Origin of the sequence: Neobacillus muris, assembly GCF_943193175.1 — a bacterium.
Taxonomy (GTDB): Bacteria; Bacillota; Bacilli; order Bacillales; family Cytobacillaceae; genus Neobacillus; species Neobacillus muris.
Genome location: NZ_CALPDF010000033.1, coordinates 1 through 24,048, shown reverse-complemented (window position 1 = coordinate 24,048; position 24,048 = coordinate 1). Strand labels below are relative to the sequence as shown.

General features: G+C 41.4%; 26 protein-coding genes. 22 read left to right on the top strand and 4 right to left on the bottom strand.

Translation table 11 applies throughout. The annotated features are described in order from the left end of the window. The first annotated feature begins 3 nt into the window (after positions 1-3). On the top strand, positions 4-684 hold the full coding sequence (locus tag NFS43_RS18000; RefSeq protein WP_251554155.1) for a zinc metallopeptidase: 681 nt from the start codon (positions 4-6) through the stop codon (positions 682-684). 27 nt (positions 685-711) lie between these two features. Here the strand turns inward: NFS43_RS18000 and NFS43_RS17995 are convergent, their stop codons facing one another. Further along, positions 712-1,584, bottom strand: coding sequence for a YitT family protein (locus NFS43_RS17995; protein WP_251554154.1), 873 nt, complete (start codon positions 1,582-1,584; stop codon positions 712-714). Between the two features lie 172 nt (positions 1,585-1,756). Between NFS43_RS17995 and NFS43_RS17990 the strand changes: the two genes are divergently transcribed. From NFS43_RS17990 to NFS43_RS17910, 17 genes are all read left to right on the top strand, one after another. Then, positions 1,757-2,110 carry a nucleotide pyrophosphohydrolase gene (locus NFS43_RS17990; RefSeq protein WP_251554153.1) on the top strand — a complete coding sequence of 118 codons (354 nt, stop codon included), beginning with the start codon at positions 1,757-1,759 and terminating at the stop codon, positions 2,108-2,110. Next, positions 2,103-2,909: a 4-hydroxy-tetrahydrodipicolinate reductase gene (gene dapB, locus NFS43_RS17985; protein ID WP_251554152.1), complete on the top strand. Its 807-nt coding sequence runs from the start codon at positions 2,103-2,105 to the stop codon at positions 2,907-2,909. Before NFS43_RS17990 ends, dapB begins: the two co-directional genes overlap by 8 nt. 10 nt (positions 2,910-2,919) lie before the next feature. Continuing rightward, a complete protein-coding gene (mgsA, locus tag NFS43_RS17980; protein ID WP_251554151.1) occupies positions 2,920-3,336 on the top strand; it encodes a methylglyoxal synthase in 417 nt (138 codons plus the stop codon). Further along, positions 3,329-4,036: a bacillithiol biosynthesis deacetylase BshB1 gene (gene bshB1 / locus NFS43_RS17975; RefSeq protein ID WP_251554150.1), complete on the top strand. Its 708-nt coding sequence runs from the start codon at positions 3,329-3,331 to the stop codon at positions 4,034-4,036. Before mgsA ends, bshB1 begins: the two co-directional genes overlap by 8 nt. Positions 4,037-4,039: 3 nt before the next feature. Further along, positions 4,040-5,170: an N-acetyl-alpha-D-glucosaminyl L-malate synthase BshA gene (gene bshA, locus NFS43_RS17970; RefSeq protein WP_251554148.1), complete on the top strand. Its 1,131-nt coding sequence runs from the start codon at positions 4,040-4,042 to the stop codon at positions 5,168-5,170. A 5-nt stretch (positions 5,171-5,175) separates the two neighbouring features. After that, on the top strand, positions 5,176-6,375 hold the full coding sequence (locus NFS43_RS17965) for a CCA tRNA nucleotidyltransferase (RefSeq protein WP_251554147.1): 1,200 nt from the start codon (positions 5,176-5,178) through the stop codon (positions 6,373-6,375). After that, positions 6,360-7,340 (top strand): biotin--[acetyl-CoA-carboxylase] ligase, encoded by a 981-nt coding sequence (locus NFS43_RS17960; protein ID WP_251554146.1) that lies wholly within the window; start codon positions 6,360-6,362, stop codon positions 7,338-7,340. The genes NFS43_RS17965 and NFS43_RS17960 overlap by 16 nt, the downstream gene beginning before the upstream one ends. Before the next feature lie 246 nt (positions 7,341-7,586). Beyond that, positions 7,587-8,423, top strand: a complete 837-nt coding sequence (gene panB / locus NFS43_RS17955) for a 3-methyl-2-oxobutanoate hydroxymethyltransferase (RefSeq protein WP_251554145.1) — start codon at positions 7,587-7,589, stop codon at positions 8,421-8,423. Further along, complete coding sequence (gene panC / locus NFS43_RS17950; protein WP_251554144.1) at positions 8,420-9,268, top strand: pantoate--beta-alanine ligase; 849 nt, start codon at positions 8,420-8,422, stop codon at positions 9,266-9,268. Before panB ends, panC begins: the two co-directional genes overlap by 4 nt. A gap of 16 nt (positions 9,269-9,284) precedes the next feature. Continuing rightward, on the top strand, positions 9,285-9,668 hold the full coding sequence (gene panD, locus NFS43_RS17945) for an aspartate 1-decarboxylase (RefSeq protein WP_251554143.1): 384 nt from the start codon (positions 9,285-9,287) through the stop codon (positions 9,666-9,668). Positions 9,669-9,806: 138 nt separating this feature from the next. Continuing rightward, positions 9,807-12,608, top strand: a complete 2,802-nt coding sequence (gene dinG, locus NFS43_RS17940) for an ATP-dependent DNA helicase DinG (protein ID WP_251554142.1) — start codon at positions 9,807-9,809, stop codon at positions 12,606-12,608. A gap of 174 nt (positions 12,609-12,782) precedes the next feature. Then, a complete protein-coding gene (locus NFS43_RS17935; RefSeq protein ID WP_251554141.1) occupies positions 12,783-13,334 on the top strand; it encodes a cell wall elongation regulator TseB-like domain-containing protein in 552 nt (183 codons plus the stop codon). Between the two features lie 31 nt (positions 13,335-13,365). Then, on the top strand, positions 13,366-14,559 hold the full coding sequence (locus NFS43_RS17930; protein WP_251554185.1) for a pyridoxal phosphate-dependent aminotransferase: 1,194 nt from the start codon (positions 13,366-13,368) through the stop codon (positions 14,557-14,559). A 336-nt stretch (positions 14,560-14,895) separates the two neighbouring features. Beyond that, a complete protein-coding gene (locus NFS43_RS17925; protein ID WP_277613967.1) occupies positions 14,896-15,552 on the top strand; it encodes a group II intron maturase-specific domain-containing protein in 657 nt (218 codons plus the stop codon). Between the two features lie 156 nt (positions 15,553-15,708). Beyond that, entirely contained in the window at positions 15,709-16,407 is a 699-nt protein-coding gene (locus NFS43_RS17920; protein WP_251554138.1) for a DnaD domain-containing protein, read from the top strand. 63 nt (positions 16,408-16,470) lie between these two features. After that, the gene (nth, locus tag NFS43_RS17915) at positions 16,471-17,121 is read left to right on the top strand and encodes an endonuclease III (RefSeq protein WP_251554137.1); all 651 of its coding nucleotides are present in this window, start codon (positions 16,471-16,473) and stop codon (positions 17,119-17,121) included. Then, the gene (locus tag NFS43_RS17910; protein WP_251554136.1) at positions 17,118-17,480 is read left to right on the top strand and encodes a YpoC family protein; all 363 of its coding nucleotides are present in this window, start codon (positions 17,118-17,120) and stop codon (positions 17,478-17,480) included. Before nth ends, NFS43_RS17910 begins: the two co-directional genes overlap by 4 nt. A gap of 13 nt (positions 17,481-17,493) precedes the next feature. Here NFS43_RS17910 and NFS43_RS17905 read toward each other — a convergent pair whose 3' ends face one another. Continuing rightward, complete coding sequence (locus NFS43_RS17905; RefSeq protein WP_251554135.1) at positions 17,494-20,091, bottom strand: transglycosylase domain-containing protein; 2,598 nt, start codon at positions 20,089-20,091, stop codon at positions 17,494-17,496. A gap of 16 nt (positions 20,092-20,107) precedes the next feature. Then, positions 20,108-20,713, bottom strand: coding sequence for a Holliday junction resolvase RecU (gene recU / locus NFS43_RS17900; protein ID WP_251554134.1), 606 nt, complete (start codon positions 20,711-20,713; stop codon positions 20,108-20,110). 197 nt (positions 20,714-20,910) lie between these two features. Here recU and NFS43_RS17895 point away from each other — a divergent pair, with 197 nt between their 5' ends. The 3 genes from NFS43_RS17895 (at position 20,911) to NFS43_RS17885 (ending at position 22,995) form a co-directional block, all read left to right on the top strand. After that, complete coding sequence (locus tag NFS43_RS17895; RefSeq protein WP_251554133.1) at positions 20,911-21,873, top strand: DUF2515 domain-containing protein; 963 nt, start codon at positions 20,911-20,913, stop codon at positions 21,871-21,873. 409 nt (positions 21,874-22,282) lie between these two features. After that, a complete protein-coding gene (locus tag NFS43_RS17890; protein ID WP_251554132.1) occupies positions 22,283-22,543 on the top strand; it encodes a hypothetical protein in 261 nt (86 codons plus the stop codon). A 77-nt stretch (positions 22,544-22,620) separates the two neighbouring features. Then, positions 22,621-22,995 carry a DUF1798 family protein gene (locus NFS43_RS17885; RefSeq protein ID WP_251554131.1) on the top strand — a complete coding sequence of 125 codons (375 nt, stop codon included), beginning with the start codon at positions 22,621-22,623 and terminating at the stop codon, positions 22,993-22,995. Between the two features lie 16 nt (positions 22,996-23,011). On the opposite strand, the gene yppF is transcribed toward NFS43_RS17885, so the two are convergent. Beyond that, positions 23,012-23,218, bottom strand: coding sequence for a YppF family protein (yppF, locus tag NFS43_RS17880; protein ID WP_251554130.1), 207 nt, complete (start codon positions 23,216-23,218; stop codon positions 23,012-23,014). A gap of 184 nt (positions 23,219-23,402) precedes the next feature. Between yppF and NFS43_RS17875 the strand changes: the two genes are divergently transcribed. Then, positions 23,403-23,951, top strand: coding sequence for a YppG family protein (locus NFS43_RS17875; protein ID WP_251554129.1), 549 nt, complete (start codon positions 23,403-23,405; stop codon positions 23,949-23,951). Positions 23,952-24,048: the final 97 nt, after the last annotated feature.

The following is a 24,048-nucleotide window of genomic DNA, read 5'->3' as shown; positions in this document are numbered from 1 at the left end:
CGTATGTACTATCTTCTTTATTTCATCATCATTGCGCTCATTCCTATTTGGGCTCAAATGAAAGTAAAAGGTACCTACGCAAAGTATTCCAGGGTTAATTCTGCCGGACTTCGTCGAGGTGCCGATGCAGCAAGAGAGATCCTAAATGCAAATGGCCTGTATCATGTTGGTGTTGAAGAAGTGAGAGGATATTTAAGCGACCATTATGACCCGCGTACTAAAACAGTCCGTTTATCTTCGCAAAATTATCACAGTACATCCATCGCAGCAGCAGCAATCGCTGCCCATGAATGTGGACATGCCATCCAAGACTCTGAAAGCTATGCTTTTTTAAGGTTCCGCCACGCATTAGTGCCAGTTGCGAATATTGGTTCGAATCTCTCATGGATTCTGATTATGATTGGTATATTTGCTCAATTGTCAGGTATGCTATTGTTGGGAATCATTTTCATGGCCGCTGCGGTACTATTCCAAATTGTGACCTTGCCGGTTGAGTTTAATGCATCAAATCGGGCGATGAATCAAGTGGTCTCACTCGGACTCATTGATCAAAGAGAAAGGACAGAAGCGAAAAAGGTTTTAAACGCAGCAGCTCTTACCTATGTTGCTGCCGCAGCTGTCGCTGTACTCGAACTGCTGAGACTGCTATTGATATTTACTGGCATGAATAGAAATGAAGATTAAAAAAGCAATGTCTATGACATTGCTTTTTTAATCGATTATCGGCATTTTGTTTTCATCTAGTGTAAAGCCTTCACCGTGTACATCGTTTACCACCGATATTGAGACAAATGCATGAGGATCCACGGTGGTGATCAGGTTTTTTAAGCGGATTATTTCGCTTTTCCCGACAACACAATATAAGATATCTCGTTCATTTTTCGTGTATACCCCATATCCCCTAAGTGCTGTTACACCTCGTCCCATTTCTTGCAATATTTTATCAGCTATTTGATCATTTTTTTCGGAAATAATCATGGCTCCCCGGGCAGAGTAAGCCCCCTCTTGGATAAAGTCAATCACTCTAGCACTGACGAATACGGCAACGAGTGTATACATTGCTTGTTTGTAGTTTAGGTAGGTCATTAAAGAAAGGGCAATGACACAAGCATCAAACAAAAACATAGTCTTTCCCATATTCCAGCCGGCATACTTTTGCACAAGCCTGGCGATTATATCGACTCCCCCAGTTGTGCCGCCATAACGAAAGATTATCCCCAATCCAATTCCGGTAAATACACCAGCAAATAGGGCAGCAAGTGTTAAATCATTCTCAAGAGGCATTTCAATGGTGATCCGCTGAAAGACCCAAAGAAACATAGAGACGCCGACTGTTCCTAAAATGGTATATAAAAAAGCATTCCGGCCTAATGATTTCCAGCCAATAAAAAAGAGAGGAATATTCAATAAGAGGTTCGTATAGGACGGGTCCCAATGAAACAAAAAATAAAGCAGCAAGGTAATTCCCGTAAAGCCGCCTTCAGCCAATTTATTCTGCATATTAAAATTTACGAGGCCAAAAGCCATAATAGCTGATCCTAACAGGATAAAAAGTATATTTTTCACTTTGAGTCCATAAATCATTTTCTTTCCCCCTCTTCCATGTTTTTCCCTTAATGGCGGTTTTTATTATATCGAAATAACTGGGTTACCGCAATCAGGCATAAAAGCAGTTTGGAAAAACGAAAACATTTGTAAATCAGCGTTAATTTAGCTAACATGATTATAGACTCAACTAATAATAGCGGGGTGAACAATGTTGTCGGATGGCAAATCCATGAAAGAGCTACAAAAAGAAGTTGATACATACATAAGTCAATTTAAAGAGGGCTATTTTAGCCCGCTTGCGATGCTGGCAAGGCTGACAGAGGAGCTGGGTGAACTGGCTAGGGAAATAAATCATTATTATGGAGAAAAGCCTAAAAAGGATACCGAGACGAAAAAGGAAATAGATGAAGAACTAGGGGACATGTTGTTTGTCCTGATCTGTTTAGCCAATTCGTTAAATATTGATTTAGAACAGGCCCACGATGCTGTCATGGAGAAATTTAATACAAGGGATAAAAATCGTTGGACAAGAATAGAGCAGGGGAGTAATGGTAATGAGTGATACAATTAAAGTGATAATTGCGGGTCCTCGTGGACGAATGGGACGCGAGGCAGTCAAAATGGTAACGAGTACAGGACATTTTAAGCTGACTGCTGTCATTGACCATAAAAATGATGGAATGATGCTAAGTGATATAGATGGATTTCAAACCATTCCAAATGTCCCTGTATACTCGGATATTAGAAAATGTCTAGAAACGGAACAAGCGGATGTATTAATTGAATTGACGACTCCAGAAGCAGGAATGGACCATACATTGGCTGCTTTGGAGCATAATGTTCGGCCTGTTGTGGGAACAACAGGGTTTACAAAGGAAGACCTGGCACAATTGGAACGAATCTGCCAGGAAAAAGATCTGGGCTGCATTATTGCTCCCAATTTTGCCATTGGTGCCGTATTGATGATGAAATTCGCCCAAATGGCGGCCAAATACTTTGATAATATCGAAATTATTGAGCTCCACCATGACAAAAAATTGGATGCTCCTTCTGGCACAGCCGTTAAAACTGCCCAGATGATTTCATCTGTCAGAGAACCAAAAAAACAAGGACATCCCAGCGAAAAGGAAACCATTCAAGGTGCCCGTGGTGCAGAGTACGATGGGATGCACATTCATTCCGTTCGTTTGCCAGGATTAATTGCCCATCAGGAGGTTTTATTTGGCGCAGATGGACAAACCGTGACGATTCGTCATGATTCTTATGACCGCAGTTCTTTTATGTCTGGTGTAAAGGTAGCAGTTGAAACCATAATGCAGCAAAACAAGTTTGTTTATGGCCTAGAGAATATTTTAGATTAGGAGAATAACTATGAACATTGCCTTAATTGCCCATGATAAAAAGAAAGATGATTTAGTGCAGTTTGCGACAGCCTATCAGTTCACATTCGCTAAACATCATTTATTTGCTACCGGAACAACAGGAATGAGGATCCAGGAGGCAACTGGACTTTCGATTACCCGGTTTCAGTCAGGCCCGCTTGGTGGAGATCAGCAGATTGGCGCCATGATCGCTGAAAACAATATGGATGCTGTTTTCTTTTTCCGTGACCCATTAACCGCCCAGCCGCACGAACCGGATATTACGGCTCTTGTCCGTTTATGTGACGTATATTCTGTCCCGCTTGCGACGAATATGGGAACAGCAGAATTATTAATCAGAGGAATCGATGAAGGCTTATTGGATTGGCGGAAAATTGTAAATGAAGAAAGTGATGACAATGAATAAAACATTAGACATTCTTGCTTTTGGCGCCCATGCTGATGATGTTGAGATAGGCATGGGAGGCACGATTGCCAAATTAGTTTCAGAAGGAAAGCAAATTGGCATTTGTGATTTAACAAATGCCGACCTCTCTTCAAATGGAACGGTGGCACTTCGAAAACAAGAAGCTGACAGGTCGGCTGAAATTTTGGGTGTGGCGTATCGAACCTCACTTGGTTTCCCTGATAGAGGATTATATATGCACGAAGAATACATAAATAAAATCGCAGATGTGATTCGAACATACAAGCCGAAGCTTGTCTTTGCGCCATATTTTGAAGACCGCCATCCGGACCATGGGAATTGTGCACGTCTAGTGGAAGAAGCGGTTTTTTCTGCCGGTATCAAAAAATACCAGACCAAACAGGCGAACCAGCCGCACAAGGCAGACAGAATGTATTTCTATATGATAAACGGTTTTCATCGGCCGGACTTTGCTGTCGATATTTCACCTTTCATCGAAAAAAAATTATCCGCATTGCGCGCTTATGAAAGTCAATTTGTGAGGTCAGATGATAGCTTTGATACACCGCTTGTCAATGGTTATATTGAAACAGTGGAAGCAAGAGAAAGAATGTTTGGCAAGCAGGCGGGCGTCACTTATGCGGAAGGCTTTAAAACAAAAATGCCGATCCTGCTGCACCGTGATTTAATAGGAGATTAATGTATGAAAAAACTAAAAATTGGCATCACCTGTTATCCCACTGTAGGGGGATCAGGTGTTGTCGCAACAGAATTAGGCAAAATGCTTGCGGAAAAAGGCCATGAAATTCACTTTATTTCATCAAGTGTTCCGTTTCGTTTAAACCGGATCTACCACAATATTTATTACCATCAGGTGGAGGTCAATCAATATTCCCTTTTCCAGTATCCGCCTTATGACATTGCCTTGGCCAGTAAAATGGCCGAAGTGGCAAATAGGGAAAAGCTGGATTTGTTTCATGTTCATTATGCAATTCCGCATGCTGTTTGTGCGATTTTGGCCAAGCAAATGTTAGGCAGGGACATTAAAATCATCACCACATTGCATGGTACCGATATAACGGTGCTGGGGTCAGACCCCTCCCTTTCAGATGCCATAAAATTTGGCATTGAAAAATCTGACGCAGTTACAGCTGTGTCCCAAGCATTGGTGGATCAGACGCACGAACTCATTCATCCTGATAAACAAATTCAAACCGTCTATAACTTTATTGATGAGCGGATTTATCATAAAAGCGACGCACAGCATTTAAAAACGGAGTTTGGAATAAGTGATGAGGAAAAAGTCATCATCCATGTATCCAATTTTCGAGGGGTAAAGCGGGTTCAAGACGTAGTAAAAGTTTTTGCGAACATTGCAGCGGCAATGCCGGCAAAACTGCTCTTAGTCGGTGATGGGCCGGAAATGTCTCTTGTAACAAAACTCGTCACCAAGCTTGCTATTGAAGACCAAGTTATTTTTCTGGGAAAGCAGGAGAATCTTGATGAATTGTATTCCATTAGCGATTTGATGCTATTATTATCAGAAAAGGAAAGCTTTGGACTTGTTGCATTAGAGGCGATGGCTTGCGGAGTTCCCTGTCTTGGCACAAATGTCGGAGGCATTCCCGAAGTGATTGAACATGGGGTAACTGGTTATATTTGTGAAGTTGGCGACGTGTCAGACATCTCACAAAAGGGAATAGAGCTATTGAAAGATGAGAGGCTTCATCAACAATTTTCTCAAGCAGCGCCAACACTCGCTAGGACGAAATTTAACATGAAAAAAATTGTAGAACAGTATGAAGCGATCTACTACAATCTATTGGCAAGGTGATTGGCATGAACGAACCCTTCCTTTCAGCTGTACCCATTATAAAGAAACTCGAGGATGCCGGATTTGAAGCCTATTTTGTAGGAGGCTCCGTCCGGGATTATCTGCTTGGCAAGCAAATTAGTGACGTAGACATTGCTACGTCAGCCGTCCCAGATGAAGTTAAAACTATATTCACTAAAACAGTAGATATTGGGATTGAACATGGAACGGTTCTCGTACTTTACCATGGAAATTCGTATGAAATAACCACCTTCCGGACAGAAGGGGAATATCAGGATTATCGAAGGCCAAAAGAAGTGGCCTTCATTCGCAGCCTGACGGAAGATTTGAAGCGGCGGGACTTTACCATGAATGCCATCGCCATGGATCGGAATGGCAGGGTAATCGACCCGTTTAATGGACAGCTGGCCATCAAAAATAAGCTGATTGAAACTGTAGGGCCGGCACATGACCGATTCCATGAGGACGCATTGCGCATGATGAGGGCTGTCCGCTTTGCAAGCCAGCTGTCATTTCAAATTGAACCAGAAACATTAAAAGCATTATCCATTCTCAATCATCTGCTTGCCAACATTGCAGTGGAACGAAAACGGGCAGAGTTTGAAAAACTGCTAATGGGTGAAAACCGAAAAAATGCCTTAAGCCTATTATTAGAAACCAACCTTCATCTGTTTTTGCCTGGATTGGGAAAACACACAAAAAAGATTGCAGATATGCTCGGATTTTCTTGTGAACATCTAGGCAGAATTGAAATGTGGTGCCTGCTTTTGTATTGCCTTGAAGTTTATGAGGTGGATACCGAAGCCTTTTTACGGGAATGGCGGCTGCCTCTTAAGGATATAAAAGCAATCAAAGATCGCTTATATTTCACCAGACAAAGGCTTGTCCAGGAATGGTCCACCCATCAGTTATATATGGCGGGATACGACACGATTCAATCTGTAGAAAAGCTCACATTCGTAATAAATGGCAGTCAAGGCAAGAATACAGTTCAGCATTGGTTAAAGCTTTACGAAAAACTTCCCATTAAGTCGAGGACTGATTTGGATGTAACTGGAAGCGATGTGATCGAGTGGTCTGGTCGAAGAGGCGGGCCATGGCTCAAACAAACGCTTTTGCAAATTGAAAAGGCAGTTTTGGAAGGTGAAGTAGTCAACGAAAAACCTAAAATTAAGGAGTGGCTGAAGACGTGCAGTCAGAATTAAGAAAGAAACTGCTGGATGCCTTTACACAGGCAGGAGAACAGTTTCTTTCCGGACAGCATTTAGCCGAAGTCATCGGCTGTTCAAGAACTGCTGTTTGGAAGCATATAGAAGAACTTAGAAAAGAGGGTTTTGAATTAGAGGCCGTACGTAAAAAAGGTTATCGAATTTTAAAAACTCCGGATAAAATGACAGCAGATGAAATACGCCTTGGACTTACGACCCAATTTATTGGGAAAAACATTCACTATCAAGAAAGCGTGGACTCCACCCAATTGATTGCCCACAAGCTCACTGCCGAAAATGCCCCTGAAGGCACAGTCGTCATTGCGGAGGAGCAGCTTTCAGGCAAGGGCAGATTGAATCGAAAATGGCATTCGCCTAAATATACCGGCATCTGGATGAGCTTGATTCTTCGGCCGAATATTCCGCCCACCAAAGCTCCTCAGTTAACCCTGCTGACTGCTGTTGCGATTGTGCAGGCTATCGAAGAGATGTCTGGCTTAACACCGGAAATCAAATGGCCGAATGATATCTTGCTGAATGGCAAAAAAGTGACGGGAATCCTGACAGAGCTGCAAGCCGAGGCGGACCGCATTCACTCCATTATTGTTGGAATAGGCTTGAATGTTAACCAAAAACAGGAAGACTTTCCTGCTGAATTGCATGGCATTGCTAGTTCGCTCTACATTGAGTCTGGCAGCCTGACTTCTCGTTCGGCATTGATAAGAAGTATTTTTTCCCATTTTGAAAAACTATATATACTTTATCTTAAAGAAGGGTTTTATCCGATTAAGATTTTATGGGAAGGGTATGCCATCAGTATTGGCAGGGTAATAAAAGCGAGGACCCTCACCAATGTCATCGAAGGAAAAGCCTTAGGCATAACCGATGAAGGAGTGCTGATGCTGGAGGATAAAGCTGGCTCCATTCATCATGTTTACTCAGCTGACATTGAACTGCAGTAAAAATAATATCTTGATGGAATTTTGTAAATTTTGTATAATTTGTTTGGGCAGTATCGATAGAACTGCACCTTATTTAGAACTGCTAAAATGAAATAGGTTTCTGCCTAGATCCGAAATACGGACCGGGACAGAGGGATGGAACACGCAAAGAACACTTAGGGATCCTCTGCCTTCAGAAGGATCCTTTTTGTTTATTCTTTTTGTCGTTTTGTCACCTCTCCCCAATTTAATGAGGAGGGAATGAAAATGAAGCAAACAACTGATTTTCTTAAAATGAAGCAAAACAACGAAAAAATAGTGATGTTGACGGCATATGATTATCCGTCTGCTAAACAAGCTGAACAGGGCGGAGTCGATATGATTTTAGTCGGTGACTCGCTTGGAATGGTAGTCCTTGGCTATGATTCTACTATTCCTGTGACGCTTGATGATATGATCCATCATACCAAGGCTGTGAAACGAGGGGCAAAAGACACGTTTATCGTGACCGATATGCCATTTTTATCCTACCATTTATCTGTAAGGGATACATTAATCGCCGCCGGACGGATCGTGCAGGAATCAGGGGCGCATGCAGTGAAGCTGGAAGGCGCAGATGAAGTAATTGAAAAAATATCTGCCCTGACAAATGCTGGTATACCTGTTTGCTCCCATTTAGGGCTGACCCCGCAATCGGTAGGTGTTCTGGGAGGCTATAAAGTGCAAGGCAAAGATGCCCAAGCTGCGAGAAAATTACTGGAAGATGCGAAAAAATGCGAACAAGCGGGCGCCTTTGCTATTGTCTTGGAATGTGTACCTAAACAGCTGGCAGAGGAAGCGGCCAAGTTATTGGACATACCGGTTATCGGAATTGGAGCAGGTGTCAATGTGGATGGGCAAGTACTTGTATATCATGATATCTTAGGCTATGGTGTGGAAAGAGTGCCGAAATTTGTCAAGCAATACCATTCTGTCAACACTTTTATGATTGAATCAATCCAGGCCTACGCCTCGGAAGTAAGGAATCAGCAATTCCCGGAAGATAAGCATTCCTATACGATGAAGGAACATGAGCTTAACGGACTCTATGGGGGTAAATCATGAAAGTTGTGACAGAAATTAGGGCGATGCAGGCTGAAATGATTCATCAGAAGAAGAAAGGGAAATCGATTGGTTTTGTGCCTACGATGGGGTATCTGCATGAAGGTCATTTGACACTTGTAAGAAATGCCCGGAAAGAAAACGATATTGTGGTCATGAGCATCTTTGTCAATCCGCTGCAATTTGGGCCGACTGAGGATTTTGCTGAATATCCCCGTGATTTTGACCGGGACTGTGCCTTGGCTGAAAGTGAGAAAGTCGACTATTTGTTTTATCCGTCAGTTGCCGAAATGTATCCAAATGAGCCGGCAGTCACGGTCTCAGTCAAGGACCGTTCAGACGTTTTGTGCGGCAAATCACGGCCGGGGCACTTTGACGGGGTGGCTACCGTCATTACCAAGCTGTTTCATATCGTGATGCCAGAGCGTGCTTATTTTGGAAAAAAAGATGCGCAGCAGGTCGCCGTACTTGAAGGGTTAGTCTCAGATTTTAATTTTCCAGTTGAACTAGTTGCCGTCGATATTGTCAGAGAACAGGATGGGCTGGCCAAAAGCTCACGGAATGTGAATCTTCTGCCTGATGAAAGGCAGGAAGCACCCATTCTTTACAAAAGCTTGCAGGCAGCGCATCAGGCAATCAACGAAGGGGAACGGAATCCAAGCTCATTGATTCAGTTAATCGATGACATGATTACAAACCAATCAAGCGGAAAAATAGATTACATTGGACTATTATCGTATCCACAATTAAAACCATTGGAAGAACTCACTGGCAGGATTATTATTGCCCTTGCAGTAAAATTTTCTAAGGTCCGTTTAATTGATAATGTGATAATCGATATAGACTAGCAAGGGAGGATTCGAAATGTTTCGCACCATGATGAATGCCAAAATCCATCGAGCAATAGTGACTGAAGCGAATTTAAACTATGTTGGCAGCATTACGATTGATGAAGATTTATTAGACGCAGTGGGTATGATTGCCAATGAAAAAGTGCAAATTGTTAATAACAATAATGGTGCCAGATTGGAGACCTATATTATTCCAGGTGAAAGGGGAAGCGGGGTTGTTTGTTTAAATGGCGCTGCAGCAAGGCTCGTGCAGCCTGGAGATGTAGTCATTATTATTTCCTACATCATGGTTCCAGAGGAAAAGCTATCCACCCATAAGCCGAAGGTAGCCATTATGGATGAACGTAACAAAATTAAAGAACTCATCAATGCTGAACCTGCTCTTACCATCATGTGAAAAATCCCCTCTTGCAGGGGATTTTTCTTTTTTGCAAGACTTTATTATAATGGTTAAGTGAAAGTGGCTGCCGCTGGCAGTATAATCATTGTTAGGGCAGCTGTTTAAGGAACGCGAAGTTTTGGGGTGTTAATTGAAATGTTAAATAAATTTGTGGTCGTCGACCTTGAAACGACTGGGAACTTGCCGAAAAAGGGTGACAAAATTATTCAGTTTGCAGCAGTGGTTATTGAAAATGGCCAAATCACTGAAAAGTTTTCGTCCCTTGTCAATCCCCAAAAGTCCATTCCTCCTTTTATCGAGGAATTAACTGGAATAGACGATGAAATGGTGAAGGATGCCCCATTTTTTACGGAAATAGCCGATAAAGTAAATGCGTTATTAGAAGATGCTTATTTTGTTGCACATAATGTTCTGTTTGACTTATCGTTCCTTCAAGAGGAACTGATTCAGTCAGGCTTTGGGGGATTTTATGGTTCTGTTCTTGATACAGTAGAGATGGCCAGAATTCTATACCCTACTGCCGATAGTTATAAACTATCTGATCTGGCTGAAAGGGAGAAACTTGAGCATGATCATCCGCATCAGGCTGACAGTGATGCTGAAGTTACGGCTGAACTGTTTCTTCTGTTTCTTAAACGATTGGCAAAACTACCAGCTGTGACGCTCAGGAAGCTTCTGCCGCTTTCTGGAGGGCTTAAAAGCGACTTGCAGCAGCTGCTTGATGAACTCCTGTCAGAAATAGAAAATCAGAAAGAACCATTAGATGAGTCCGTAGAAATATATAATGGATTAGCTTTAAGGAAACCACATGAGGAAACAGGTTCAAATGAAAATAAAAACGTGTTCGCTTATCCTGCCGATGATACTGAAAAGCTAGAAGTGCTCAGGAAGGGAAATAGAACGTACACAAAAAGAACCGGCCAATTTGAGATGATGGATGCTGTTTATATGTCCTTTCAAACGAAGACACATTCGCTAATTGAAGCTGGCACTGGAATCGGAAAGTCGCTGGGATATCTGCTGCCGATAGCCTATTTTTCCAAACAGCATCATAAACCTATTGTTGTTAGTACACAAACTACACAATTGCAGGAACAAATTTTAAAAAGGGACATCCCTGAATTAAATAAAATGCTGCCATTTCAGGTTAAGGCTGTATTGCTGAAAGGAAAAAGCCATTATCTAAGTTTAGAGAAGTTTTTTCTGACTTTGCAGGATGAAAATGATAACTACGATACCACTTTGACTAAGATGCAAATTCTCATATGGCTGCTTGAGACGGAGACAGGTGACAAGGATGAATTAAATCTGTCAAGCGGAGGGCTGCTTTTCTGGAATAAAATTAAAAATGAGGCCCCTGTTTTCCCTCAGAATCACCTATGGAATGACCGAGACTTTTATAAGCAGGCAAAAGCAAAGGCAGAGTCGTCAGATATCATTATTACAAATCATTCATTATTATTAAGTGATATAAAAGACGAAGGCACAATTCTGCCAAAGTATGATTTTGCCATCATTGATGAAGGGCATCATCTTGAAAAAACTGCAGCCCAATTTTTTGGGCATTCGCTCGATTATTTTTCCACTCGGCTGCTGTTAGGGCAATTCGGCCAGTATGAACAGGGACAATTGTTTTATAAACTGGAAAAACTGCTTGAAGCATTTCCTGATTCACATTCGGAATTAGGGCATACATCTCAAGTAAATGAAATTGTGACACAGGCAGTCTATGAAGTCGATGATTTCTTTAAACTGGTTGGCATTTTTGCCAAGTCCAAACAAGTAGATTCAAGCAGTTCTTTTCGGACCAAAATCCGCTTTTCTTATACAGACAAGAGCAAGCAAAGCAAAGCTCTCGTTCACAGTGCTGAGCGGCTGGCATTTTCATTATCTGATCTTCAAGCGGCAGTTGAAGCACGGGTGGAATGGTTAAAAGATCAGCAAAAGGCTTATACGGACGAAGATGAAACGATCATAACTGACCTTCTGACATGGTTAAATGAGTTAATAAACTTGAAAAACACGGTAAAAAGTTGTTTTATGAAGGCCACTGATGATGTGAAATGGGTTGAGATAGATTTTCGCTCTCCTCAAAATGTAACAGCTTTTATGGCCCAGCCTGCTTCGGTTGCAGGTACAATGCAAGAAAAGTTTTTTTCTGTGAAGCAAGGAATTGTCATCACCTCAGCCACGTTAACAGTCAATCACTCTTTTACCTATGTTATGAAAGAATTAGGACTTGACCCTATCGGAGTCCAGCAGCTGGTGATCCCGTCACCCTTTGAATATAAAGACCAAGTACAGATGTTAATCCCGAGTGACCTTCCTGAAGTTAATGCGGTATCTTTAGATGAGTATGTGATTGCAATATCGGAACAGATCATCAGCTTAGCGGAAGCCACTAATGGAAGAATGCTGATCCTTTTTACAGCTTATGATATGTTAAAGAAAACATATGAATTAATCCGGGAAAGCGGTTTTCTGGAGGATTATGTTCTGATTGCTCAAGGAATTACTGGAGGCAGCCGGATGCGGCTTACAAGAAGCTTCCAGAGGTTTGAAAAGGCGCTTCTTTTCGGTACGGGCAGCTTTTGGGAAGGAGTGGATATTCCCGGGGAAGATTTATCCTGTTTAGTGATTGTCAGGCTCCCGTTTAGTCCGCCGGAAGAACCCATTACACAAGCAAAATGTCAAATGATCGAAGAACACGGCGGCAATCCTTTCACAGAATTTGCACTTCCAGAAGCGGTTTTGCGATTTAAACAAGGATTTGGCCGTTTAATCCGTTCTGAAACGGACAGAGGAATCATCGTAGTTTTTGATAAACGAATTATGACAACAAATTATGGAAAGTACTTTTTACAATCTATTCCTCCCGTTTCCATAAAAAAGGGTTCCATGAATGAGTTAATAAAGGTGATACAAACTTGGCTATAATAATAAGATTGGGGAATATTACCATGATATTCCCTGTGACTACTTGGGTGAGAAGTAATTTATTTAAATTTTTGTATAAATCTCTCCTTCAATCAGGGCAAGTTTTTTTATTACCTGCTATAATAGTTCATAGGATTTTATCCGATTAAAGTTTTGCAAAATTACTGGGGGAAAATGGATGAAACGAATAGTAAACGGAAAGAAACAGCATGTGATTTATTTATACAATTTGTACATAGTGAAGTGAAGAATGTGAAAAAATGGATTATTGCGGCTATCCTCTTGGTATTGATAATTGTGGGGATATCCATAAAAGTATATATGACTGCAATGGGGCCTGTGAAGGCAGCTGAAGAAAATGCAATCAAGCTTGCTGGCAATAAGGTCCAGTTTAGTGAAGTAAAGGATTTCCATATTTATAATGGTTTAGAAATAGTAAATGTAATTGAAGGGAAAAACAAGCAGGGTAAAAATATCATTGTATGGATTCCTGAAAAAACCAAACAAGTATTGGTTAAAAATGCAAGTTCAGGTCTTACAAGAGAGGAAGCCATTCAAAAACTGCTAGAAGAAAAAAATCCAGAAAAAATTATGTCAGTCAGGCTGGGAATGGAGAAAAACATCCCATTATGGGAAATTTATTACCGTTCTAAAGATAACTTAATAAACTATTATTATGTTCATTTTGAAACAGGGGAATGGCTGAAACAAATTGAAAATTTATAGAAGGATATGAATGGAGGAACAGGTAATGGCAATCGAATTAGCAAAGCGGGTAATGGCACTGACGCCTTCTACTACATTGGCGATTACGGCAAAGGCACAGGAACTGAAGCAGCAGGGTGTGGATGTAATAGGATTAGGGGCAGGGGAACCTGATTTTAATACACCTCAGCATATTTTAGATGCTGCAGTTCAATCAATGAACGAAGGCCATACAAAATATACACCATCAGCAGGACTCCCTGCTTTAAAGAAAGCCATTATCAATAAATTTGAAACAGACCAAGGCCTGACCTATGAGCCAAGTGAAATTATTGTCGGAAGCGGCGCTAAACATGTGCTTTACACTCTATTTCAAGTGCTTTTAAATGAAGGCGATGAGGTCATCATTCCTACTCCGTACTGGGTAAGCTATCCAGAGCAAGTCAAGCTTGCAGGCGGTGTTCCTGTCTTTATTGAAGGCTCTGAAGCAAATCGTTTTAAAATTACTCCTGAACAGCTCGCGGATGCGATAACCGGCAGAACTAAAGCTGTGGTTATTAATTCTCCCAGCAATCCTACAGGCGTCATTTATTCGGCTGACGAATTGCTGGCGTTAGGAAAGGTTTGTTTGGAGCAGGATATTCTCATCGTTTCTGATGAAATATATGAAAAGTTAATATATGGGCAGGCCAGCCATGTATCTATTGCCCAGCTTTCACCTGAATTAAAGGAGCAGACGATTGTCATTAATGGTGTCTCTAAATCCCACTCCATGACAGGATGGAGGATTGGATATGCGGCCGGCAGCAAAACTATTATTAAGGCCATGACGAACCTTGCCAGCCATAGCACTTCAAATCCAACCACAACAGCTCAGTATGCGGCGATTGCGGCTTATACCGGTTCGCAGCAGACGGTGGAGGACATGCGCCAAGCCTTTGAACAGCGCCTTGAAATTATTTATGAAAAACTCATTGCTATTCCTGGATTTTCTTGCGTTAAGCCGCAGGGAGCTTTCTACCTCTATCCAAATGTTAAACAGGCTGCTGAACTGACTGGATATAAGAGTGTAGATGAATTTGTCGAGGGATTGCTAGTAGAAGCTAAAGTTGCCGTTGTGCCTGGTTCTGGGTTCGGCACTCCAGACAATATTCGCCTTTCCTATGCCGCCGCACTGGACCAGCTGGAAACAGCAGTAGCAAGAATGCACCAATTCGTTGAAGAAAAAAGCAAGGCAGTTAAATAAAGTTGCCCATTCTAATCAGGAGGAAGCCTGCAGCAGCAGGCTTTTTTCTTGTGTGCCAGGCATGGCAACTATCTAGGTGGTGAAAGTCCACTGTGGGGGTACACATCGACCAACCACTAAGGAAGCGCAGGGCATTTATCGTGAGGTAAGGGTTGGAGGAAGCGTGGAATAAAATCTTGGCTCGACGAACAGAAATCTGATACTAAGGCTTAATAAAGGGATGAGGCTACAAGACAAGCCAAAGTCCAAAAGATGTGCGTAACTTTATTAGGTAAATCAGGCGAGTAAAAGAGGAAAGATAGTTGTCTTACCCTGGGAGGTCTTGCGGATGTACAGATGTACAGTCGATTATTGAGTAATATTATGTTAAACGAACTTGATAAGGAACTAGAGAGTAGAGGACTAAGGTTCGTGAGATACGCTGATGACGCCCTTATCTTTGTGAAAAGTGAAAAAGCAGCTAGCAGAGTAATGGAATCAATCGCGAGATTTATAGAAGGGAAATTAGGATTGATAGTAAATGTTGAAAAGAGTAAAATCTCTCGCCCTAAAGAGTTAAAATTTTTGGGATTTGGGTATTATTTTGATTCGAAAAACAAGATATATCATGTAAAACCCCACCCAACTTCAGTGCAGAAATTTCAAAGGAAGCTTCGACAACTAACAAAGCGAAACTGGAGTGTTCCACTAGACTACCGAATTCTAAAGCTGAAACAGGTTATATTCGGTTGGGTAAACTACTTCAGAATTGCAAATATGAAGAGAGTAATGGAACGAACAGATATGAAACTCCGTTCTAGAATTAGAGTAATTATCTGGAAGCAATGGAAGATTCCGAAGGAAGAAGCAAAAGGACTAACCTACTGTCGAAAAGGCTACCGATATATAGGGTTATCAAAAGTCGTACAAAGAGCAATCTCAAACAAAAGACTAAAGCAGAGGGGAGTCCCCTCTGCTTTGGAACGTTACCTAAAAGTACACACTGTAATATAAATTGAAACGCCGTATACGAGATCCGTACGTACGGTGTTGTTAGAGGGGCGAAAATAAGTTAAATTATTTTCCCTCTACTCGATTCCTAAACTGGATACCTAATGCACTTACCCAACAAGGCAGGTTCATGTTATACTACCTTAGGAGGTGCCGAAAATGAAAACAATGTTATTAAACTGGCTGGAACAAGGTACGATTACGGTTCCAACTCTTTTATTTGCTGAGTATCGTAAATTAAATTTAACTGAAATAGAGCTTGTCCTGTTACTAAATATTTTAACCTTTATAGAAAAAGGCAATCCGTTTCCAACACCGGAAGAACTGTCAGCCCGGATGACTGTCACGATTGATGAATGTAATGATTCTCTTCGCAGGCTGATCCAAAGAGGGTATCTTGAAATTATCGATGAGTACTCAAACGAAGGAATCCGCTATGAAAAGTATTCCATTCAACCATTATGGGAAAAGCTAGTGGAGTTGTTTCTGCTATCTAATAAAGCGGAACAAGAGGTGGCGAAAAAGTCGGAGGAGACTGATTTATATACTAGCTTTGAGCAGGAGTTCGGCCGGCCTTTATCTCCTTTTGAATGTGAATCCCTGGCAATGTGGATGGACGATGACCACCATGATCCCATCATTATTAAAGCGGCTTTAAGGGAAGCCGTTATGTCCGGCAAACTAAATTTCCGCTATATTGATAGAATCCTTTTTGAATGGAAGAAAAATGGCATTAAAACAATTGAACAGGCTAAAAATCATGGCCGCAAGTTCCGTCAATATCAGACGCAAAAAGGGAAAGTGAGAGATGATTCTAATCAGCCAACGGTTCCTTTTTACAATTGGCTGGATCAATAAAACTGGAAACGAGAGTCTGCTCTCGTTTATTTTTCATTCTAAGCTAAAGCAGGTGGATAAAAGTTGCTAAATAATTCGCAAATCCGTTATTGTTTAGACCAAATTGCAGAAATGTTTCCTGACGCACACTGTGAATTAAATCATTCGAACCCATTTGAACTAATCATTGCCGTATCCTTATCGGCGCAATGTACGGATGCTCTTGTCAATAAGGTGACAAAGGAATTATTTAATAAATATAAGACTCCTGAGGATTATTTAAGTGTGCCGCTCGAGGAATTGCAAAATGACATTCGTTCCATTGGGCTCTACAGGAATAAGGCAAAGAATATTCAAAGCTTATGCCGGATGCTAATCAATGATTATCATGGTGAACTGCCAAAGGATCGTGACGAGCTGACAAAGCTGCCAGGTGTGGGCAGGAAGACGGCAAATGTGGTTGTGTCGGTGGCTTTTGAAATACCGGCCATTGCCGTAGATACGCATGTGGAGAGAGTAAGTAAGCGGCTGGGAATTTGCAGGTGGAAGGACTCCGTATTGGAAGTCGAAAATACTTTAATGAAAAAGGTTCCTAAATCCGAATGGTCGGTTACACACCATCGGTTAATCTTTTTTGGCAGATACCATTGCAAAGCCCAAAATCCCCAATGTCCAAGCTGCCCTCTATTGGAGTTATGCCGAGAGGGGAAGAAAAGGATGCGAGGAAATAAGTGAATAATCAGCAGGATACCGCTAAAAAGATACTGACAGAATGGGGAGAAATGAAACAAGAGCTTGAGGGATTCTTCAGAGACAGGGACCAAGCAAAGGCAGAAACCAAGATGAAGCAAGGTATCAGCCTATTAATTCATTTATTGTATATAACAAACGGCCGAGATGACTATCATCATTCCCAGCCTGCCCTATATCCCCAATTCATGATTAAACCAATAAATCTTGAAGAAAGATTAGAGTTTATTAGAAAGAGACCCGCTTTATTTCACTCTTACAGACAGCTTTCTGAATTGATGATTGAATTGGAAAAGCTGTTCGTCAAACAAACCATAAAAAAATCGTCTAGGACCACTTCCTAGACGATTTTTTTGATTAATGGCCACTGCTGCGCCAGCGTCCACGCCAGCTTTGGGTATCAGGAGCAATGACGGGGGGTGAGACATTCCCGGCATCTTGGCCGCTGCCGTTATCTGTGCCTGCTCCACCTTGATTGCCGCCATTGCCATTGTTATTCCCATTCCCATTGCCATTGTTATTCCCATTCCCATTGCCATTGCCATTCCCGTTGTTGCCGCCGTTCCACCCATCATTCCCATGGCTATCGCCTGCTGGCAGTGGGATTTCGATGGAGGTTGAGACCGGATCGCTTTTTCTATTTCCACTGATGGCGGTAATGGTAAAGGTATATTTGTCACCTGGGCTGGCAGGAATGGCCAGGCGATTTTCCTTTTGAACGGCATGTGTCGGACCATTTCCGTTATCGGCCGCAATATCAAATTGGACTGCTGCATTTGCAGAATTGCTATACTCCCATGTTAAAATGATTTGTTTTGAGGCGGCATCATAGGTGGCGGCAGGATTAGCAGGTGCCTCAAGCTTATTAAACTTTTCGGAAACCGTTTTAGGAGCATACCCTTTAACAGCGTATTCTGTAATGACTTCGCTATCAGGCGTAAAGTCTCCTGCAAGGGCAGGAGGCATGGAGCCTTTTTCAATTCTGACCTCTTGGACACTATTCGGCATAGTAAAATCGGGTGTGTCGATATCCTTTGATACATAGGACATTAAATTTCTAAAAATAATTTGGGCAATTCTCTGGTTATCCCCTTCAGCCTCAATTGGTGTTTTTCTATCTTTATAACCGGTCCAAATGGAGGCAGTAAAGTTGGTGGAGTAGCCAGTAAACCAGGCGTCAGGAACTGAGCTTTTGTTTTCGATTCCCCATTGTTTCATTTCATCGGTTGTATAATTAGTCGTTCCTGTTTTCCCTGCAACAGGTACGCCAGGCACGTTTGCCCTTGTGCCGGTTCCTGGTGAAACGAGAACACTTTTAAGCATACTGGTGATCATAAAGGCGGTTGAATCTTTCATGGCTACCTTTGGCTCCGGTGCCATATCAATGACGGTACCATCGCGGAGCTCAATTTTGATAACGGCATGTGGTTTGGTATATATCCCATTATTGCCAAATGCACTGTAAGCACCAGCCATTTGAAGCGGAGACACCCCAACCGTTTTTCCACCAAAACCGCCAATAGCATATGACTCATAAATTTCCTTTAAAGGAATGCCTAAATTGACAGCAAAATCTTTAGCCCTATCCAGTCCTACTTGCTGTAGTGCTTGGACTGCTGGGGTATTTCGTGATAATTGCAAGGCAGTCCTTATGGTCATTGGCCCCTTATATTTCCCGTCATAGTTCCCAAATGGTTTCCCAGAGGAATAGGTGATTGGTTTATCTTCAATCATTTGATAAGTGCCCCAATTTAAGTATTCAATGGCCGGGGCATAATCAAGTACTGGTTTAATGGTAGAGCCCGGCTGGCGCTGCGATTGGATGGCATAGTTAAAGCCGCGTTTCTCCTGGTTTCTTCCGCCGCCAATCGCCCGAATTTCTCCTGTTTTTGTATCAAGGAGCACAATTCCAGCTTGAAACTGGCTGTCTGGATAGGCAATGACTTCATCGGTATTCAAAATTTTATCGACATATGTTTGGGCATTAGAGTCCAATGTGGTATGGATCGTTAATCCATCGGTAAAAATATCAAAATCTGTATTGTTTTTTACCTCAGCTATAACTTGGTCCACAAAAGAATCATAGGGTTTGTCATTTACGTTTCGCTGTTCCGGTTTTAGAACCGTATCAGCAACTTTTACTTTCTTTGCTTCTTCCATTTCTTCCTTCGTAATAAAGCCATGCTGCTCCATAAGAGTTAAGACAATGTTGCGCCGTTTTTCTGCCAAATCTGGGTTCGTAAACGGGTTGTAATTATTCGGGCTTTGCGGCATTCCGGCAATTTGGGCAGCTTCAGACAAGGTTAATTCGTTTAACTCTTTGCCATAATAAATTTTAGCAGCTGTGGCCATTCCGAAACTATTTTCGGAAACAAAGACCTTGTTTACATACATTTCAAAAATTTGATGTTTTGTATATCTTTGTTCCAATTGGTAAGAAAGCCAAGCTTCCTGGACTTTCCGTTTAATCGTTTTCTCATGTGTTAAGAACGAATTCTTAACCACCTGTTGGGTAATCGTGCTTCCGCCTTCAGCACCAAAACCTTCCCGGAAATTGGCAACGATGGCCCCACCTAAACGGATTGGGTCAATTCCATGGTGCTGGTAAAACCGATAGTCCTCTGTCGCTAAAATCGCATTTTCGAGCACTTTTGGGATATCATCGTAGCTGGCATATTCCCGATTAACGGCACCTACCTCTGTGACGGGGTTGCCATCTTTATCTAAAATCTTCGAAGGGATTGGATCTTTTAATAATTTCGGATCAAGCTTGGGGGCATCCTTCACCAAATAGGCAAAGGTACCAACACCGGCCAGCAAACCGGCAAATCCCAGAATGATGAGAATCAGAAAGATCTTTTTGGCCAGTCCTCCTGATTTTTTCTTGGTTTTTGGCTTGCCTTTTGTCTGGAGTTTCTTACGGCGTTCCTCTCTCGATTGATATTGTTCAGCCATTGGAAAGTCCTTCCTTTCAAACCGTATCTTCTAACACTTTAATATAGTCAATTCTTGGCTGATAGCCCAAAGGGATATAATGTCCATGTTCTTCAATTTCTTCTTTAGTAATAGATTTTCTTCCGCCATTAATCATTCGATCCCAGTAGGCCAATAAGTGCCTCGCACCCAGCAGGTAGACTTCGTCAAATTTGGTAAACCGAATGATGACAAAACAAATTCCGCCATGATTCAATACTTCCTCCATATGGGTAATCTGGTGCTGATGAAAGTTTTTTAACGGAAACGATGTTGGATTTTGTGTTTCCTTTGCTTCAAAATCGATATATTTGCCTTTATATACACCATTATAATCAGTGGTTGATGCAAGTTTAAAATAAGCTTCTTTTATGACAGCTGCACTGCGTTTGGGATAATCAACCTGGACAATTTGAATGGGTGTTGGTTTTTTATGTATAACCGCAATTTTTTGTTCCCGATAATATTGGTTCGTTTCATTTAGATCTTCTTCTAGTGTCATCCCTCGATTGCTATAAGAGCCATCTTTATGATTTCTCACCGTTAACTTGGGATTTGCTTGACTCTGAAAATATTTTTTTCCGTTTGGGTAATTCACACTCATGATATTCACCTCTTTAAGCCATACATTATCATACCAACTCAATGTAAAAATGGGTGAATAAAATACATTTCACCGCAAATACTACTATTAATTGTACCGTTATTGCCAAGAAAAGAAATGAACCATTTTACTTAGAGAAGTTTGAAAATATCCATCTGATCCTGATAAACTAGCAAATTTATAAAGGAAATAGCCATATGAATCATCTTACAATACACGAACAGAATATTATTAGTCAAATTCAAATGGATACAAGCGAGAAAAATATTGATAATATTTCCAGAACAGACGCCTATTTTTCCTACTTTAAAAAATGTCCTGAGATTATTTGGTCCTTTCTTGCCAGTATGGTGTCAAGAAATGGCGGCTGGAATATGTGTGATTTAGAAGGGACGGCCTTTCGTCAATTGCTTGCATCGGAAGTCAGAAAGCAGCTGTTTATGACCTATGAACGGGCCAATTGGCTTATTTTCCATGATGCCTATCCCCAGTTATTGCTCTACCAATATTCGACGAAACTAAACCGCCCTCTGTTTCATTTACTTTCTATATTCCATGTTTCCAAGTTTATGCAAAAGGAATGGGAGCATTATTGGAACTCCAAAGACATTGGCAGGCTGACAACAGCGTTGATTATAAATGAACAAAATGTGATTCAAACTCCAGTCATTGAGCACCCAATCTATGAAAGAAAAGTGTTTCATTCCTTTATTTTTAATTTTCAAGATTGGCTGCATTTTAGCTGCGTGTTATTTCCAACCTGTGGGGGAGAGGTGTATGGGGCAAGTGTATATGGATTTAGGTCCCTTTCCAAACGGATTAGGCTTGGAAAAAGATTGGTGCGGATTCTGTTTCATCCCCGGCTTTATCCTTATTTTATTGAGTTTGCGGAAAAAACACCCCATACTGGTTCAAGGTTTGATTATGAACAGTACTTTAAAGCAAGGACTGCAGGCAGAACGCCGATGCTGCGGACGGTATTCCCGATTGTGGAGCACCATCAGCATGAATATGAGGACTGGAGCGAAGAACGGTTTGTATCGCCGTTTTGGCTCCATGCTCCCGCGCGGTTTCCCCATCCTATTCATCTGACTGATTGGTACTACAAGAAATCCAATCAGCTTCAATTATTAGTCTCACTTAAAAGGATACTCGACTAGGAGAGGTGAATTGAAAAAAGCAAGGAGAGATTCCTTGCTTTTTTCAGGTCATTCCGCAGGACGATTAGGCCCTTCCAGCTTTTTATCGCCGTACCCTGCGCTTTTTTCAGGTTGTGCCGCTTTTGCTTGATTTTTGGATTGACGATTTTTTTTAGACATTCATAACACCTCCATTACTAGCTTGTGCGAAATGGCAATTTTCATGCGGAGGGAAGATGTCGAATCCGGGTTAGGAATATGCCGCTTTGGCACTTTCTTTAGCGAAACACTTCTAGTTTTGTCAACCATGAAGGAAGCAGTAAGGAGAGGGAGAATTATTGATACTAAACATACTGTCCTGTTCCACTTTTCTTCGGTGGAGGGTAATGAGAATAATTTCTCTTGGCAAAAATCATGAGGAGGGTTCTAGATGATTAAACCGCAAAATAATAAAGAAAAGCTATTGGCCAAACTGACAGAGATCTATGATCAATTGGAAGAGTTGGAAGTGGTTCTAAATGCCTCATTTTCAAATAGGCGCTGCGAGCTTGATCAGGAAGAACAGGGGAAATTAGCTGAGTCATCCAGAAAGCTGTCTGTCCTGGAAGATCATTATCGTCATTCGGTGATTATGGCCCAATCCCATACTGCCAATATGCCTCAATCCTTAAAACTTGAATTAGGTTTTTAACTTCCGATAAGATAAAAGGGTGTGCAGCCCATTTTTGATGCTGCTCTTTTATCTAACGAGGATTGAAGGGGAAGAAAATGGAGGAAAAGCTCCTTAAATTAACAGAAAAACTATTAGCATATAATCAGATGTGTTTAAAATATTATGAAGAAGTCAGGGAAACCAAAAAGGAGAAGGATTTTTATCAAGTCGTAAAACCTTTTGCAAATGAGGTTAAATCCTTAAAGGACGAATGGGCAGAGATGGCGAAAGAGTGGATGGAAAAGGAATCTCCAAAGCATATTCATCGGAAACAAATTGATATTGCTTCAGAGCACATGGACCGGATTTCCATCCAGGCTTTTTTCCCTGGAACAAGCAAAGCTATGTTTTTAAATGCCAATAGAACGATTGAATATTTCCTTACAGAATTAATAAAAGAATTAAGAAAAAAGGAAAGAGATGCCAATTAGCATCTCTTTTCAATGTTTACTTCGTATTCTCGATGAGGGAGTCTTCCTCGGCAGGCAATTTTGCGCCTTGGTTCTCTAATTCACGGACAAGCTGGCGATATTCATTGATCGTAATTTCATTATGAATATAGGTCTTCTTAGCAAAATCCATTAGTGCATTTACATCTTCGGTAGTAAAGTCCCGTGATTGTAAAAACTTACTTTTTAATTCGCAAATGTCCATAGATACTCCTCCTCCATCATTTTCCTAATCGTATCATAGAAAAGGAAGATTTTTAGTTTTTATAAAATTTAAACTTTAGACAAAATTCTTTTCGGTTTGACAACTTTAGCTATCTTTATTGAATCACCTATCAGGGAGAACCTTCATAATGTGTAGCAGATAAATAAAGAGGAGATGTTTGCCCGTGTCTGGTACCATGAGTCCCAATCATCATTTTCATTATGGATATCCGGGACAAGTGATGCAGCCGAATTTCATTAGTCAAGAGTGGAATCATCCTTCTGGATTCCGCCAGCAAACGTACCCGTACTATCCTCAAATGGCCGCTAATGGATGGATGAATCCGCAGCAATTTCCTTATTCTTCACAGGGATCACAGCCATTTCCCCAAAATTTTCAGCCTGGAATCGGCGCACACTATATGTCTATGCAAAATCAGCCTTACCAGCAAAAAGATTCACAGTTTTTATTTCAAAACCCTTTGCAGCCGAAGGAGGAAACCTTCGCTCAGTCCTATTCGCCAATGGGCGGGTATCCGATTATGAATCCATATCCTAAACAAAGCTTCATACCCAAACAGCCAAGCGGCATGCAATCCATCATGAATTCATTTAAGTCACAGGATGGGTCGATTGATTTTAACAAAATGATTAATACGGCAGGCCAAATGGTCAATGCCGTTTCACAGGTATCTTCGCTCGTAAAGGGATTTGGCGGAATATTTAAGGCATAAAAAAGACGGCAAAGCCAGCCGTCTTTTTGTGCGACGGGCAGTCGCGTAGAGTGTTGACTCAGTCGACACTCTTCTTTTCATTATCTGAAAGAGACGT